Annotated in this window: 15 protein-coding genes; 3 read left to right on the top strand and 12 right to left on the bottom strand. The window is 63.9% G+C overall.

Annotated elements, in window-relative coordinates; translation table 11 throughout:
* Positions 1-4: 4 nt before the first annotated feature.
* Positions 5-1,741: a bifunctional alpha/beta hydrolase/class I SAM-dependent methyltransferase gene (locus MUU55_RS17140; protein ID WP_244761961.1), complete on the bottom strand. Its 1,737-nt coding sequence runs from the start codon at positions 1,739-1,741 to the stop codon at positions 5-7.
* Positions 1,742-1,863: 122 nt separating this feature from the next.
* Here MUU55_RS17140 and MUU55_RS17135 point away from each other — a divergent pair, with 122 nt between their 5' ends.
* Complete coding sequence (locus tag MUU55_RS17135; protein WP_244761960.1) at positions 1,864-2,463, top strand: CDP-alcohol phosphatidyltransferase family protein; 600 nt, start codon at positions 1,864-1,866, stop codon at positions 2,461-2,463.
* A 19-nt stretch (positions 2,464-2,482) separates the two neighbouring features.
* On the opposite strand, the gene MUU55_RS17130 is transcribed toward MUU55_RS17135, so the two are convergent.
* The 7 genes from MUU55_RS17130 to MUU55_RS17100 form a co-directional block, all read right to left on the bottom strand.
* Complete coding sequence (locus MUU55_RS17130; RefSeq protein WP_244761959.1) at positions 2,483-3,799, bottom strand: replication-associated recombination protein A; 1,317 nt, start codon at positions 3,797-3,799, stop codon at positions 2,483-2,485.
* A 102-nt stretch (positions 3,800-3,901) separates the two neighbouring features.
* Positions 3,902-4,447, bottom strand: coding sequence for a flavin reductase family protein (locus MUU55_RS17125; protein WP_244761958.1), 546 nt, complete (start codon positions 4,445-4,447; stop codon positions 3,902-3,904).
* Positions 4,448-4,626: 179 nt separating this feature from the next.
* Positions 4,627-5,019, bottom strand: coding sequence for a RidA family protein (locus MUU55_RS17120; protein ID WP_244761957.1), 393 nt, complete (start codon positions 5,017-5,019; stop codon positions 4,627-4,629).
* 22 nt (positions 5,020-5,041) lie between these two features.
* Positions 5,042-6,130, bottom strand: a complete 1,089-nt coding sequence (locus MUU55_RS17115; RefSeq protein ID WP_244761956.1) for a D-TA family PLP-dependent enzyme — start codon at positions 6,128-6,130, stop codon at positions 5,042-5,044.
* A 124-nt stretch (positions 6,131-6,254) separates the two neighbouring features.
* Entirely contained in the window at positions 6,255-7,004 is a 750-nt protein-coding gene (locus tag MUU55_RS17110) for an SDR family NAD(P)-dependent oxidoreductase (protein WP_244761955.1), read from the bottom strand.
* Between the two features lie 10 nt (positions 7,005-7,014).
* The gene (locus tag MUU55_RS17105) at positions 7,015-7,794 is read right to left on the bottom strand and encodes an SDR family NAD(P)-dependent oxidoreductase (protein ID WP_244761954.1); all 780 of its coding nucleotides are present in this window, start codon (positions 7,792-7,794) and stop codon (positions 7,015-7,017) included.
* Positions 7,795-7,828: 34 nt separating this feature from the next.
* Positions 7,829-8,560 (bottom strand): GntR family transcriptional regulator, encoded by a 732-nt coding sequence (locus tag MUU55_RS17100; RefSeq protein WP_244761953.1) that lies wholly within the window; start codon positions 8,558-8,560, stop codon positions 7,829-7,831.
* A gap of 202 nt (positions 8,561-8,762) precedes the next feature.
* Between MUU55_RS17100 and MUU55_RS17095 the strand changes: the two genes are divergently transcribed.
* Together MUU55_RS17095 and MUU55_RS17090 are read left to right on the top strand one after the other, a co-directional pair.
* Positions 8,763-9,776: an SIS domain-containing protein gene (locus tag MUU55_RS17095; protein ID WP_244761952.1), complete on the top strand. Its 1,014-nt coding sequence runs from the start codon at positions 8,763-8,765 to the stop codon at positions 9,774-9,776.
* A 95-nt stretch (positions 9,777-9,871) separates the two neighbouring features.
* Entirely contained in the window at positions 9,872-10,684 is an 813-nt protein-coding gene (locus tag MUU55_RS17090) for a PfkB family carbohydrate kinase (protein ID WP_244761951.1), read from the top strand.
* Positions 10,685-10,687: 3 nt separating this feature from the next.
* On the opposite strand, the gene MUU55_RS17085 is transcribed toward MUU55_RS17090, so the two are convergent.
* From MUU55_RS17085 to MUU55_RS17070, 4 genes are all read right to left on the bottom strand, one after another.
* A complete protein-coding gene (locus tag MUU55_RS17085; protein WP_244761950.1) occupies positions 10,688-11,557 on the bottom strand; it encodes a DMT family transporter in 870 nt (289 codons plus the stop codon).
* Between the two features lie 7 nt (positions 11,558-11,564).
* Positions 11,565-12,536 (bottom strand): amino acid ABC transporter permease, encoded by a 972-nt coding sequence (locus MUU55_RS17080; protein WP_244761949.1) that lies wholly within the window; start codon positions 12,534-12,536, stop codon positions 11,565-11,567.
* A 29-nt stretch (positions 12,537-12,565) separates the two neighbouring features.
* Complete coding sequence (locus MUU55_RS17075; protein ID WP_244761948.1) at positions 12,566-13,846, bottom strand: NAD(P)/FAD-dependent oxidoreductase; 1,281 nt, start codon at positions 13,844-13,846, stop codon at positions 12,566-12,568.
* A gap of 61 nt (positions 13,847-13,907) precedes the next feature.
* Complete coding sequence (locus MUU55_RS17070; protein WP_244761947.1) at positions 13,908-14,735, bottom strand: transporter substrate-binding domain-containing protein; 828 nt, start codon at positions 14,733-14,735, stop codon at positions 13,908-13,910.
* Between the last annotated feature and the right edge of the window lie 176 nt (positions 14,736-14,911).

The following is a 14,911-nucleotide window of genomic DNA, read 5'->3' as shown; positions in this document are numbered from 1 at the left end:
GGCCTCAGATACGCTCGGCAAGCGAAACGGTGAAAATGCCCCAGATATCGATGCGCTGCTCGATCTTGCGGAAGCCGGCAGCGGCAACGAGCTGGTCCATCTCCTGCTGCGTGCGGCGGCGCATGATCCAGGCCTCGCCGCCGCGATGGGAGGTGAGCGCACGCGCGATCATCTCAAGCTGCGGATGCCAGGGCTGTCCGGTATAGATGAGAAGCGATCCGGGCTCCAATGCTTGCGCGAGGCCGGCAAGAGAGGCCTCGATCTGGGTGTTGTCCGGGAAAAGTTCGTAAAGTCCGGAGACGATGGCGAGCGTCGGCCGCGGTTCGATGGCGGCCAGGCCCTCGGTGTCGAAGGCATCGGCACGGTGGAAGGCCGCGATGTCCTGCAGGCCGCGTTCGGCGATCAACGCCGCCCCCTTCTCCACATTGATGGGCGAATAGTCCTGCAGGCGGATACTGTCCGGTCTTGTCTCAGACAAGGCCACCGCGTCGAGCACGTAACGTCCATGGCCGGCAGCGATATCGAGCACGCGCAGCGGTTTTGCATCGTCCCTGAGGCGTTTCAGCGCCTTGGCGATCAGCTCCTCCAGATGGACCTTGCGCTGACGGATTCCACGCCAGCCGATGGCATCGAGAAACTGCCGGTCGATCAGCCGGCCACCGGGGCCAAGGCCTCGTGCCTCGTCCTCGTAGACATAATCCAGCGTCGAGCCGGAATCGAAGCCGGTGCGCATACCCGTCGCGATGCCCTTGGAGAGCAGTCCGCCGAAGCGGATCGAGGCGCGCGTCATCGCCCAGTAGAGGCCGCGCGGGGAAAAGAGCGGAAGCGGCGTCGCCAGCCGGTCGGCCTCGTCACGGGTGTAACCCACGCGGTGGGCGTCGCGAACATCGGCGACGACGGGCGGCGCGGCAAAACGCGCCAGGATGAAGGTGCGCACTTTCTCCAGCGCCTTGGACCGATCCCGCTCGCCGAGCGTATCGTGGAAGAAGCCGGGCAGCACGTGGCGTTCCTTGATCGTACCGCCGAGATTTTCAAAGAAGCGGTGCTGCGGTGCGTGGCGCACGACGAAATCGCTGCCGGAAATGAGAAGCTGCGTCGGCACGGTGATGGCGCGGGCATCCGCGACCACACGATCCGCCGCCTCGTAAAGCTCCAGCAGGATGTTGGAGGCGATGGGGCGGGTGATCAGCGGATCGGCCTCGAAGGAGGCGATGCGCTCCGGGTCGTGCGTCAGGAAACGCGCCTTGACGTAGGAATTGACGAAGAAGGTGCCCTTCAGCTTCTGCCAGAGCGCGATGCCCTCGCGTGCGAAGGGCACGTAGAGCTTGACGCTGAAGGCCGGCGAGGCGAGCACCAGCGCGCGGATATCCGGCGCATAATCATGCACCCAGGTCGAGGCCAGCACTGCGCCGACGCTCTGCGCGAGCACCACGACCTGATCCATGGCAAAGCCACCGGTTTCCCTGATATGGCGCACGAAGCAATCGAGGTCGCGCACCGAATGGGCGAAAGACGGCGAATGACCGCGCTCACCGGGCGAACGGCCATGACCACGCGCATCCCAGGCATAGAAGGCAAAATCGTCAAGGCCCAGCTCTTCGGCGATATGGGCGACGCGGCCGCTGTGCTCGTGGCCGCGATGGAGCAGCACGATTGCGCCTTTTGCCGTGCCGGAGCGGGCGGGCCAGAAGCGGTAGAATAGCTCCACGCCATCATGGCTCGCAAAGGCCTTTTCGATCATGCTGTGTCCCCTCATGCGGATGTCATTCTCACCCTATACGGATGAGGCCTTATATTTGCAGTTGATTTCCCGTCGATTGCACATTCATTTCAATCCAAGCAATCGAGCGGATTCGAGCATTGATGTCGATCTATAAACTGAAATCGTCTTTCCAGTCCCTGCTTCGCCCGCTGGTGGGACGGCTGGCGGCCATGGGCCTTACTGCAAACCAGGTGACGCTGGTCGCTGCCATCGTGTCGGTGGCGATCGGTGCGCTGCTGCTTGTCCGTCCCGAGCCGGCGCTTTTCGCCCTCGTGCCGGTCTGGATGGTCCTGCGCATGGCGTTCAACGCCGTTGATGGCATGCTCGCCCGCGAACATGGCCAGCAGAGCGCACTCGGCGGTTATCTCAACGAGATCACGGACGTGGTATCCGACGCCGCGCTCTACGCGCCCTTCGCGCTCATCGCACCGTTTTCGCTGCCCTGGCTGACGGCGATCATCTTTCTTGCGACGCTCACGGAATTCGCCGGCGCGCTCGGCGTCGCCCATGGCAACGGGCGGACCTACGAAGGACCGATGGGCAAGAGCGATCGGGCGCTGCTTTTTGGCGCGCTTGGCGCGCTCGTCGCCGTCTTCGGCGTGCTGCCCGCGTGGACATGGCATATCCAGCCCATGACCTGCGTGCTGCTGGTCTGGACTGTCGTCAACCGGGTGCGTGCCGGGCTGGCGAACGGCACGTAAGGCACCCTGTTTTCAACACTTACCGCTTGCCGCCGAACCGGCCTGGCGTCGGCCGGCCGGTCACCTGTTCCCAATGGTCATCGGCGCGCCGCTCGAAGGTCGCGGCGTCCCGCGCATCGCTCTGATAGAACCCGCCGCGCGGCACGTCAGGCGCATAGACCTGTTCGCTCCAGCCGCGACCGTCATCATGCGGAAAGGCGTAGCCGACATGGCCGAGTGCGGCAGCGCCCTTGTAATGCGCGTCGCGCAGATGCATCGGCACGGCGGACGGAGGCTCGTTCGCGACATGAGCGAGCGCGAGCGAAATCCCGCGGCAGGCGGAGTTGGATTTTGGCGCGCGGGCGACATGCAGGGCGGCATGGGCAAGAATGATCTGCGCCTCGGGATAGCCGATCTTCTCGACCGCATGGAGTGCGGCGACCGCCGTCTGCAGCGCCGTGTTATCGGCAAGGCCAACGTCTTCCGACGCATGGATCATGATCCGGCGCGCGATGTAGCGCGGATCCTCCCCGCCGTGGATCAGCCGGGCGAGCCAGTAGAGCGTCGCATCGGGGTCCGAACCGCGCATGGATTTCACGAAAGCCGAGACCACGTCGTAATGAGCATCGCCCGAGCGGTCGTGGTTGACGGGGGCGGCCGCATAGGCTTCTTCCACCATCGCCTCTGTCAGAACGACCGGCCGACCGGGCGCATGGCCGACGGCGAGGCTTTCCAGCACCGTCAGCGCGCGGCGCGCATCGCCGCCGGACCGGCCGGCGATGCGGCGCAACTGCTCCGGCTCCAGCCGCACCTCGATGCCGCGGCTTGCCAGATGCCTGACGCCGCGGCGCACCACCTCCTCCATCTCCTCGATGGTGAGCGGTTCCAGCTTGAGGATCGTCGAGCGCGAGATGAGCGCAGGCGTCAGCGTATGATAGGGATTGCCCGTCGTCGCACCGATGAAATCGGCGACCCCCTCCTCGCAGAGCGCGAGCAGATGGTCCTGCTGCGTGGCGCTGAACCGGTGCACCTCGTCTGCGAAGAGCAGCGTCGGGCGCATGCGTGCCTCGTCGGCGATCTTCCTGATATCGGCAACATTGTTGTGAGCGGCGTGCAGCGGTCGGAAATTCTTGCCCAGCATGTTGCCGATGGCGCGCGCGATCGAGGTTTTCCCGAGGCCAGGAGGGCCGTAGAGGATGATGCTGCCAAGCCGGCCGGCCGCGATGCGCCGGCGCAGCATGGTGCCGTCGCCGATGACCTTTTCCTGGCCGATCACGTCGTCCAGCGTTGCCGGCCGCAGCTCGGCGGCAAGCGGCATCGAACCGGTGCGCGGCGCAGCGTCGAAAAGATCGGTCATGGGAACCCCCGTCGAAAGGCCTCTTCAGTCCGATCGCGGGGCGAAAACCCGTATGCGGCCGGACGACGCTCGTCTAGCGGCCGCAACAGGCGGGGTCAAAGCCTATCGTGCGGCGACGTCGTGATAGCGGCCGTTCTGGTAGAGCAGCGAGTGGCCGGTACCGATGCGGATGGCCACGACCCGGCCGATGACGATGACGTGGCTGTGCCGTTCGATCGCCTCCTCGACGACGCAGTCGATCGCCGCCACGGCATCGACGAGCAGCGGCGCACCGCTGACGGCGGTCGTCCATTCGCCGCCGCGATAGCGGTCGGGGCCCCGCAGGCCCCCACGCCCGGCGAATTGGTCGGCAAGCGTCTCGTGATCGGCACCGACGATGTTGATGCCGAGGTGACCGTAGCGCTCGACGACGGGCCAGGTGGAGGAAGAACGGTTGAGCGACACGAGCATGCGTGCCGGCTCGACGGAAAGAGCCGTCGCCGATGTGACGGTGGCGCCGGTGCGGGCTTCGCCCTCGCCTGCCGTAATGATGCTGACGCCACCGCCCAGCGTGCGCAACGCCGCCTTCAGATGATCGGCATCGGCGGGGTGATCGAGCAAAGCCGCATTGCGATCATTGAAGAGGGTGTTTTCGACATGCGCATTCATCGTGTCCGCTCCGCTTTAAACCCCGGATATTGTCTAGGGATAACAAAGGAAGACGGGAAGCAGCAGGCATGTCTTTTCTTATTTGACTATTTTTATAGAAAATATGCGCAACATAGGAAGCGCACAACATGCTTCTCGTGCATGGAGCCGCGCACCGAGGCGGCACGCGGCAGCCGCCGTCAGAGCGATTTACGGCGTGCGGCGATGGCCGTCACTTCCACCTTCATGTCCGGATCGGCCAGTGCTGCGACACCGACGGCGCAGCGGACCGGATAGGGTTTTCGGAAATAGGCGCAATAGACCTCGTTGAAGGCCGGACGCTCGTTGATATCGGTGAGGTAGATCGTCAGGTGCATGACGTCCGCCAGGCTGCTGCCGGCCTTTTCCAGCGAGGCCTTCAGGCTTTCCAGCGTGGCGATGCTCTGGGTCCGGATGTCACCGGTCTCGATCGAGCCATCGGCGCGCAACGGAATATGCGTCGTGAAGAGCAGGTTGCCGAGGCCGGTCGTGTCAGAGGAAATCTCGCTCTCGTCCGTATCCTCGATGAAGAAGGGGGCGTTGTCGTCAGCCATCGGCTGTTCTCCTTGTTTGATTTCACCAGACCGTGCCGCGCGCGGCGACATCCTCCACGCGCGTGACGATGCCGTCCCGGTGGAAGACCATACGGTCGAAAAGATTGCTGACGACGCAGGTGTGGTTGGGCACGATGCGCACCACGCTGCCGATCGGCGGAAAGCCCTCCTTGCACGCGCTGATATCCACCACCGCATGCTCCTCCGACAGCGAGACGATGCGCGCAGCCTCGAAGCCGTCGATTTCGCCATAGTCGGTGAAACCGAGCAGATCGGAGGTCAGCGCCTTGGAGCCCGCATCGAGCACGGCGCGGTTCTCCTCCGGGCGCGACACGACGGTGGCGAGGACATGCATGGCAAGATCGGCACGCGTGCAATGGCCGGCGCGCACCATGCTTCTGTCATTGTAGACATAGGTTCCCGCCCGGTGCTCCGTCGCCGAGGGCACGAGATGGGCCTTCAAGAGATCCGGCGAACCGCCGCTCGAGCGGACGGGGCAATCGATGCCCTTTGCCGCAAGCAGCGCCATCGTGCCGGACAGGAAGGCCTCGATTGCCGCAGCACCGCCGGGGGCGGGATAGGTCAGGAGACCGCCGAAGCGCAATGACGGCGCTGCCGATATCGTTTCCGCAAGCACCGCTGCCGCCTCCGGCGTCTGTACGCCACAGCGCCCGCCGCCCGTATCGCATTCAACCAGTACCCTCAGCGGATGCGCAGCATCGAAGGCGCCGGCCAGTCCCGCCACGGTGGCATTGCTGTCGGCGACGACACCGAGATGCGCCACGCGCTCATGCAGCATTCGCAGGCGGCGCAGCTTTGCGGCGCCGAGGATATTGTAGGTGATGAGGATGTCGTCGAAGCCGGCATCGGCAAAGGCCTCCGCCTCGCTGACCTTCTGGCAATTGAGGCCGACGGCGCCGGCGGCGCGCTGCGCCCCGGCGATCGCGACGATCTTGTGTGTCTTGATATGCGGGCGGAAGGCCTTGCCGTGCTGGTCGCAATAGGCCTGCGTGCGCCGGATATTGGCCGCGAGGCGATCCTCGTCGATGACGGGCATGGGGGTTGCGACCTGATCGAGCGGCGTGCCGACTTCGGGCCAGGGAGAATACATGGCAGAACCTTCGGATTGTCGCGACGCCGGTGAACCGGACGGCGCATGTTTGATGCCGCCGCACTATGGTACGAAACACTTCAGGAGGAAACGGCTTTGCGTCGCCGAGTTTCCAAATGGACTCTCAGGCCTTGCGTTCCTGCAGGATGTTCCCGCCATCCACCACGAGCACCGCACCGTTGATGTAGCTCGCCTTTGGCGATGCGAAGAAAACGACGGCGGCCGCCATCTCCGCCGGCGTGCCGGCGCGGCCGCAGGGCGTTGCCCGTGCCGCGCGGCGCTCCTCCTCGGTGGAGGCGCCCGTATCGACCCATCCGGGCGCGATGGCATTGACGGTGACGCCGCGCGGACCGGCTTCAAGCGCCAGTGCGTGGGTCATGCCCACCATCCCGGCCTTGGCGGCTGAATAGGCCGTTTCGCCCGGATTGGCGACGTAGGGACCGGTCACCGAGGCGACATTGACGATACGGCCATAGCCGTCGGCATACATGTCGGGCAGATAGATGCGTGTCGCGAGGAAGGCGGTTTTCAAACTGACGGAAATGCCGCGATCCCAGTCCGCCTCCTCCAGATCGACGAATTCCCGCTGCAGCGCCGGCTGCGAAATACTGCCCATGCCGGCATTGTTGACGAGGACCGCCGCCGGGCCTGTCCCCTGGCGCAGGCGCTCGGAGGACGCTTTGTCGGTGAGGTCGCAGATATGGCCGGTCGCAGCGAAGCCCTGGCCACGCAGCTCCTCGGCCCGCTCGAAAATGCGGTCGCTGGTCGCGACGAGGTGGACGTACAACCCCTCCTCCGCGAGGCCTTTCGCGCAGGCGAAGCCGATGCCGTCGGCGGCACCGGCACCGGTGATGATCGCGGTCTTGCGCTGCATGGAGGCTTCCTCAGTAACCGGCCGTGACGCCGAAATCGATGGATAGCGCGGCCCCCGTGATGGGCGCGCCGTCCGGCTCGCAGAGGAAGGCCACCATGCGGGCGATCTCTTCCGGCTTGATGAAGCGCGCGGCGTCCCGCTGCGGATAGTTGGAGAGCAGCTTTGCCTTGTAGCCGTCGGGATCGCCCTCACCGTAGCGCTCAGCCTGGAATTCGATCATCGGTGTCGCGACGTCTCCGGGGCAGACGGCGTTGACGCGAATCTGGCGCGGCGCGAGTTCCAGCGCCAGCGCCTTGGTGAGCAGCACCAGGCCGCCCTTCGAGGCGCAATAGATCGCAGCACCGTTGTTGCCGACAATACCGGCATCCGAGGCGATGTTGACGATGCAGGCACCAGCGACGAGATGCGGGATGGCCGCCTGAATGAGGAAGAAAGCCCCCTTCAGATTGACGTCGAAGACGATGTCCCAGTCCGCTTCCGTCATGCTCACGCTCTCGCCCTCGCGCCAGACGCCGGCGGAATTGACGACGACATCGAGGCGACCCCGCCACGCCAGAACGGCATCCACGGCTGCGGCACAGGAGCCGATCCGGCGCATGTCGAGCGGCACGGCAAGCGCTTCGCCGCCGCCGGCAGTGAGGATATCGACCGTTGCCGTCAGTCGTTCGGATTCCAGGTCCGCGATCGCTACCGCATAGCCTTCGGAAGACAGCCGGGCGGCGATCGCCGCTCCCATGCCACCGGCCCCGCCGGCAATGAGCGCTACTCTTGGGGTCGCCTGATCGATCATGTCTGCCTCTGTCGGGATGGGTTTGCCGGCCGCATTACTTGCGGGTCAGGCTGAAGGAAAAATGGCTGCCACGATGGTAGTCGATGGCATAATTGACCGGCAGGCCGGCCGCATTGAAACAGGTCTCGGTGATGAGCAGCGCCGGTCCGAAGTCCCGGAGACCATGTCGCTCGATCACGTCGTGGGGCAGCATGACGGCCGAAACGCTTGCCGCCGACATGCGCGGACGGTTGGCATGCTCCTCGAGGATCTGCATCAGCGAGCCGCTCCACTCGATATCGTACAGCCGACCTGCTATGATGCTGCGCGGCACGTAGTCGATGCAATAAAGGATCGGTTCGTCGTCGTGCAGGCGGATCCGCTCGATGCGGATCACGCGATCATTGGCGCCGAGCCTCAGGCTTTCGGCCACGCGCTTGTCCGGTATTTCCTCGGACATCGAAAGCACCTTGTTGATCGTCCGATAGCCGTAGTGGCGCGCCATGTCGGTGACGCTCTCGAAAACGGTTATCGGCCGGTCGACCTGCACGGCCGACAGCGCCGAGACGAACCGGCCGCGACCATGCTCGACATAGATCACGTCGTCCTGTTCGAGCAGTTTCAGCGCCTCGCGCAATGCCGGCCGTGAAATCTTGAACCGTTGCGTCAACTGCGCTTCGGTCGGCAGCTTGTCGCCTGGCGTCAGCCCCTCGTCCTTGATCAGATCGGCAATCCGGTCCCGCAACTGGACGGCGAGGGTGCGTGAATCGCGAAGGGGTTCCTCCACCGGATACCTCGTTTGGTCGTTGTCGCCTCACCTTTCTTGTCTGACAAATCCTGCATGGTCAAGTAGACGCAAGGCAAGCGGTAACCTTGCGCAATATGTTACGCTTCTGTCTTCAGGAAAATTCCGACGGTCCGCTTGACTCCGACACACCATGATGTCAGTTGTCTTACAACATTGAAACTATCATCACGAGGGCATGTCCATGCTGAACTTCGACGAACAGAGATTCCTGCGCATCCAGTCGGGCGCCGTCGGCCTGCAGAAGCGGCTGGAAACGGTGATCGCATCGTGCCTTGCGGGCGGCGCTGAAAACATCTTCTTCCTCGGCACGGGCGGCGCGGCAATCCTCATGCAGCCGGCAGCCCAGCTCCTGCAGCGCCGCTCGCGTTTCCCCGCCTTCATCGACATGCCGGCGGAACTCGTGCTCACCGGCTCGGCCAATCTCACGGAAAAATCGATCGTCGTCATGCCCTCGCTCTCCGGCACGACCAAGGAGAGCGTCGCGCTGCTTGCCAAGCTGAAGGAAATCGGCGCGACGGTCCTGACGCTCGTCGGCCACGAGGAAACGCCGCTCGGCAAGGGTGGCGACCATGTCTTCGTCAACTTCGCCGAAGACGACACGTCCTGCGAATCCTTCTATCTTCAGTCGCTTTTCGTGGCCCTGGCGGTCCTCAAGCACCGCGGCGAGATCGACAACCACGATGCCATCGTCGCGGAACTCGCACGCTTGCCGGCGCTGCTGCTGGAAGTGAAACGCGCCTATGAGCCGAAGGCCGAAGCCTTCGCCAAGGTGCTCGCCGGCTCCGATTTCCACATCATCACCGGCGCCGGAAATGCCTGGCCGGAGGCCTTCTATTACGGCATGTGCATTCTCGAAGAGATGCAATGGATCCGTACCCGTCCGGTCCATGCGTCCGACTTCTTCCACGGCACGCTGGAACTGGTCGACAAGGACGTGAGCGTCATTCTCTTCAAGGGCGAGGATGCCCTGCGTCCGCTGGCCGAGCGCGTCGAGAATTTCGCGCCGAGCTACACGGACAAGCTGACGGTGCTCGATACCGCCGACTTGGACCTCCCCGGCATTTCACCGGAGGTGCGCGGCCTCATCTCGCCGGCGCTGCTTGCGACCGTTCTGGAGCGCATCAGCGCGCATCTGGAAGTCATGCGCAATCATCCACTGACGACCCGCCGCTACTACAAGCGCGTCGCCTACTGATTGAGCGACCAGGAATCGCCGGCTAGACGTGAGAGCTTCCGAGCCGTGAATGCGCCTGTCGCGTTCGCGGCTTTGCCGCCCCTGAAGAGAACCGCATGAAGACCCTTCGCTTCGCCGCCGTCGGCGACAATTGTATCGACCGTTTCCGGCCGCCCCTCTCGATATCACTCGTCGGCGGCAATGCGCTGAACGTCGCCGTGCAATTGGCGCGGCTCGGCCAGATATCGTTCTACTTCGGCGCGGTCGGCCCGGACGGAGCCGGTCATCGGACGCGTGGACTGCTTTCGGAAAACGGCGTCGACATCACTCATCTGAAGGAACGGCCCGGCATCACCGCCTATACGGACATCGATGTCCTTGGCTCCGGCGAACGCATTTTCGTCCACGAGGATTTCGGCGTCTGTGCCGGCTACAGGCCGGACGAGGCCGATATCGATGCGCTGAAAACCATGGATCATGTCCATATCGGCTGGATGGACGACGGTGGCGCCTTGCGCCGCACACTGGCCGCTGCCGGCGTCAGCGTCTCCCAGGACATATCCGTCAACGCGGACCCCGCCAATCTCGGTACCGGGGGCCTCGCCATCGCCTTCGCCTCGGCGGGCGGCGAGACGGGGGCCGCCGATGCGCAGCTACAGCGCCTGCTTGGCGACGGCGTGCCGCTCGCCGTCGTTACGCGCGGCAACGGAGGCTCCGTCGTCAGCGACGGCACCCATCGTTTCGAAGCGGGTATTCGTCCGGTCGAGGTGGTCGATACGACCGGTGCCGGTGACAGCTTCATCGCCGGCTTTCTCGCCGCCCGACTCGCCGGAAAGCCGCTGCCCGATTGTCTTGCGGCCGGGCGCGACCAGGCGGCACTCACCTGCACCCATATCGGCGGCTTCCCGCAGGTCGCCCAGCCGCACTGACGGTTACTTCAGAACGAGCCAGCTGGAAAAGATGATGATCGCCGCGCCGATCAGCGTGTGCATTTCTATCGGCGTCGAAAAGAGAAAGAGGCTGTAGAGACAGCCCCAGATGATTTGGCTGTACTGGAATGGCGCCACCACAGAAGCCTCGCCGACCCGGAAGGCGCGAACCAGCAGCGCATTGCCGACGATCATGAGCACGCCGCCCGCCAGCGCAAAGCCGAGATCGGAACGACCGAGCGGCGCCAGTTCGCCCGAGATGGTGGCAACGGCAAAAGCGACGGGCGTCATGACGACGAGCAGGCTGGCGACCAGCGCCTCATCCGTTTCCGCCAGTTTGGTCCTCCGCAACAGGATCAGTGAGAGCGAAAAAAGAACCGCCGACGCGAAAGCCGCGAGATGACCGAGATTGAGCGGCGCTGCACCCGGCTTCAGCGCCACGGCGACACCGGCAAAGCCAACCAGCACGCCGACCCAGCCGATGCGCGACAGCCGCTCGCCCAGAAAGACGAAGCTCAGCATGGCAACGAGGATCGGGGTCAGGAAGGCGATGAGATAGGCCTCGGCCATCGGCAGCTTGGCGAAGGCGTAGTGGATCAGCAAAGTGTCGAGCGCCAAAAGCAGCGCGCGCCAGAAAGCAAGCGACGGCTGACGCGGGATCAGGCGGCGGACGCGGCCCGTGACGAGCGCGTGAACCAGAAGCAGGATCAGCGCCGCCAGCGTAATGAGGAATGTTACCTGCGGCGCCGGAATCGTGCCGGCCATGATCTTGACGATGGCATCGGTCGCGGAAAACACGAAGAAAGCCACGAGCACGATCAACGCGCCCTTGCCGTTCGACGGCACGACCGGCGTGCCATCGCCGCTTGCCACGGATGCCTCAGCGGACATTGAAGCGGCCGAACCTTTCCTCGATGCGGGCCTGGGCATATTCCAGGCCGATCGAAAGAATCCAGTAGATCATGGAGGCGGTGATCAGCATTTCGATATGACGGAACTCGGTCTGGCCCTGCGTGCGCGCAAGATACATGATTTCCCAGACGCCGACTACGGAGACGAGCGAACTATCCTTGAGCATCGCGATGAACTGGTTGCCGGTCGGCGGGATGATGACGCGCATGGCCTGCGGCAGGATGACGAGCATCATCGTCTGCGCCGGGCTGAGACCGAGCGCGGTTGCTCCCTCCGTCTGCCCCCGGTTGATGCTCTGGATGCCGGCACGGAAAATTTCCGTCATGTAGGCGCCGTAGCAGAGCGACAGCGCAAGAATGCCGGCCGGCACAGCACCGATCACGTAACCCACCTGCGGCAGACCGAGATAGATGATGTAGATCTGCATCAGCAGCGGCAGGCCACGAAACAGGGACGTGTAGAAGGTCGCCAGGCCATAGACAACACCATTGCTGGAGAGCTTGGCGATGGCGCCGGCCAGCGCGATGGCCGTGGCGATGATGATGGAGATCGCGGAAATGTAGAGCGTCGTCGTCACGCCCTGCGTGACGAGGAAACCGATCTTCTTGGCGATGAAGGTAAAGGAAAGATCGAACGAATAGAAGAACAGCATCAGCAGGACGAAGAGCTCAAGCCAGACGCCGACGATCTGCCAGCGGCGCGGCAACTGCCGCAGCGCTTTCCAGTTTGCAGCGATGATGAGTGCGATCAGCACCGAAGAGACGATGCGGCTGATGACCGGGTTGGCCTTCAGCCAGTCGGTGGAGGACGGCAGGAGATGGCCGATCCAGGCGGAACTGACCCCGATGGAGTAGAGCATCGCAGCCACGACGGCGAGGATCAGCAAGCCGCCGGCCCTGCGCGATGCTTCGGGATAGGTGAGTATCAGTCGACCAATCATGCTCCGCCCCTTTTTCTTTCTGAAATCGCCTACGCCGCGCGCTCGCGCCACCAGTCCTGCGCCTGGAGCTTCCAATAGGTGAGCTGCGCCACCGCAAGGCCCGCAAGACCGCCCGCCCAAACGAGGCCGAAGGGCTCGAAAAGCCTGTAACGCTCGGTCTCGCCCAGAATGCCTTCGGCGATGACCTTGCCGCCGATCGCCGTCGTGTTGAGGCCGTGCCCGCCGAAGGCGGTGCAATACCAGACACCGGGGCTCATGCGCCCGATCTGGGGCATCAGGTGGCGGGCATAGGACATCAGGCCGGACCAGGCGATTTCCGTCTTGAGGTCGGCAAGCTGCGGATAGGTGCCGACCATTTCGGCGCGCAATTCCTTGACGAGGCCGGCCGTGGAAGCAGCGTGGGTGGTGATGCGGCCGCCCCAGAGAATGCGGCGCCCACCGTCGACGAGGCGGTAATAGTCACCCGCCCGCCTGTTGTCGCCGATGGCGTTCTTCGTGGCGATCGCCGTAGCGATCAGTTCGGGCGCGTCCTCGCTGACCATCACATAGGTAGCGATCGGCAGGTAGGAACGCTTCAGCTTGCCGTTCAGCGATCCGGTATAGCCACCGGTCGTGAAGACGACATCCTTGGCCCTGACTTCACCGCCGGATGTCTTGACGCGTTTTTCAGCGCCGGAAAAATCCACGGAGACTGCCGGAGACTGTTCGCAGATACGCCCACCAAGCCGCTCGATTTCGGCGGCGATGGCGCGCAGATAGTTGAGCGGGTGCATATGGAAGGCATGGGGATTGCGCAGCGCCTGGAAATAGCGCTCGGATTTCAGTACCGCGCGCACGGCGTCCCGGTCCATGTATTCCAGCTCGTAGCCGTATTCCCGGCGGGTCTCTTCCGCATAGGCCTTGAGGCTCGCGCCGTCATCGTAGCGCAGAACGCTCATGATGCCAGGCTCGGGCCTGGCATCGTCGATGGCAAGCGACCTGATGGTCTCGCGGATGAAGTCCATGCCTTCGATGGAGAGATGGTGCAGTTTGCGCGCCGCCTCCTTGCCGGTCACACGCGCAATGTCGTCGCCGCCCGTCGCATAGCCGGGGCCGACGAAGCCGCCATTGCGCCCGGAGGCACCGAAACCGACGCTTTCGGCTTCCAGCACCGTAACACGTTTGCCGGCGCGGGCCAGCTGCAGCGCCGTTGTAAGGCCGGCAAGGCCGGCGCCGACGATGACCGCGTCGCATTCGACCGTGCCCGAAAGCGCCGGGCGCGCCGTCTGGTCCGCCATGGTTCGTTTGTAATAGGTGTCCGGATAGGCCATCGCATGCTCCCCTCGAATAGAAAGGCGCGGGCGAAAAAGCCGCCCGCGCCTAAAAAATGCGTCAGTCGGCGCTGTAGTCCTTGCCGTACCACTTGGTGGTGAGCTGGCCCAGCGTGCCGTCCTTCTTCATGTCCTCGACGATCCCGCCGACCTTGGCGGTCCATTCCGGATCGACCTTCTCGGCGATGACGACGAGCGGTTCACGGAAGGCGTATTCGCCTTCGAGAGCCCTGACCGGATACCCGTTCTTGATGGCGTTCATCGCGGTCTGCTCGGGCGCGATCACCGCATCGAGGCGAACGCCGGCGCCGAGGCGCAGATCGTCGAAGGGCAGCATGGAATCGGCGAAGGTGCGCACCTCGCCTGGTTCCAGCTTGTACTCGATCGGCGGCAGGCCCGGCGCGTCGATTTCCAGCTTGCGATTGATGAAGTCTTCCGAGGTCGTCGCCGTTTCGACGCCGATCACCTTGCCGTTCAGGTCGGTGACCGTCTTGGCCTCGCTGTCCTTGTGCACGACATAGACATAAGGGCTGTAATAATAGATGCCGACGAAATCGATTACCTGGGCACGTGCCTTGGTGGGCGTAACCGAACCGACGCCGAGGTCGTAGCGGCCCTGCCAGCGGCCGCCCGTCAGCGTCGCCCAGTCCGGCGTCTCGAAACTCACCTCGACGCCGAGGCGCTTGGCGATCTCGCGCGACACGTCGATGTCGAAGCCGACCATCTCGTTGTTGTCGTCGAGATAGCTCTGGGGCGGCCAGCCGCTGTTGGTGGCGACGACCATCGCCTTCTTTTCCATGACGCGGTCGAGCGTCTCGCCGGCCTGGGCCGAGACGGCGGCGGCGACGAAGGCGGCGCCTACGGCCAGTCGCATGAAGAGCTTTTTCATGTGGTCCTCCTTGTGATCCGTCAGCTCGGATCCCCTTTTATGTAAGATGTCTGACAACTAAATGTGTCAGGGGAAGGCTCATCGAGTCAAGGGCACAATAGGGCCGACTCATGAAACGATGAGATGAGCCCATAGATTTCCGTTATGAATTCGTCACAAACAGACGCTCGCCCCTC

The organism is Shinella curvata, assembly GCF_022899935.1.
Lineage (GTDB): Bacteria > Pseudomonadota > Alphaproteobacteria > Rhizobiales > Rhizobiaceae > Shinella > Shinella curvata.
Note: the sequence above shows the minus strand (reverse complement) of the source record. Positions and strands in the feature narration are given on the sequence as shown.

Bases quoted from the DNA above. Each gene is read 5' to 3' on its own strand.
- MUU55_RS17115 (WP_244761956.1), bottom strand. From the start codon at position 6,130: ATGTATTCTCCCTGGCCCGAAGTCGGCACGCCGCTCGATCAGGTCGCA.
- MUU55_RS17130 (WP_244761959.1), bottom strand. From the start codon at position 3,799: ATGACCGATCTTTTCGACGCTGCGCCGCGCACCGGTTCGATGCCGCTT.
- MUU55_RS17070 (WP_244761947.1), bottom strand. From the start codon at position 14,735: ATGAAAAAGCTCTTCATGCGACTGGCCGTAGGCGCCGCCTTCGTCGCC.
- MUU55_RS17075 (WP_244761948.1), bottom strand. From the start codon at position 13,846: ATGGCCTATCCGGACACCTATTACAAACGAACCATGGCGGACCAGACG.
- MUU55_RS17090 (WP_244761951.1), top strand. From the start codon at position 9,872: ATGAAGACCCTTCGCTTCGCCGCCGTCGGCGACAATTGTATCGACCGT.
- MUU55_RS17135 (WP_244761960.1), top strand. From the start codon at position 1,864: ATGTCGATCTATAAACTGAAATCGTCTTTCCAGTCCCTGCTTCGCCCG.
- MUU55_RS17105 (WP_244761954.1), bottom strand. From the start codon at position 7,794: ATGATCGATCAGGCGACCCCAAGAGTAGCGCTCATTGCCGGCGGGGCC.
- MUU55_RS17080 (WP_244761949.1), bottom strand. From the start codon at position 12,536: ATGATTGGTCGACTGATACTCACCTATCCCGAAGCATCGCGCAGGGCC.
- MUU55_RS17140 (WP_244761961.1), bottom strand. From the start codon at position 1,741: ATGATCGAAAAGGCCTTTGCGAGCCATGATGGCGTGGAGCTATTCTAC.
- MUU55_RS17110 (WP_244761955.1), bottom strand. From the start codon at position 7,004: ATGCAGCGCAAGACCGCGATCATCACCGGTGCCGGTGCCGCCGACGGC.
- MUU55_RS17120 (WP_244761957.1), bottom strand. From the start codon at position 5,019: ATGGCTGACGACAACGCCCCCTTCTTCATCGAGGATACGGACGAGAGC.
- MUU55_RS17125 (WP_244761958.1), bottom strand. From the start codon at position 4,447: ATGAATGCGCATGTCGAAAACACCCTCTTCAATGATCGCAATGCGGCT.
- MUU55_RS17095 (WP_244761952.1), top strand. From the start codon at position 8,763: ATGCTGAACTTCGACGAACAGAGATTCCTGCGCATCCAGTCGGGCGCC.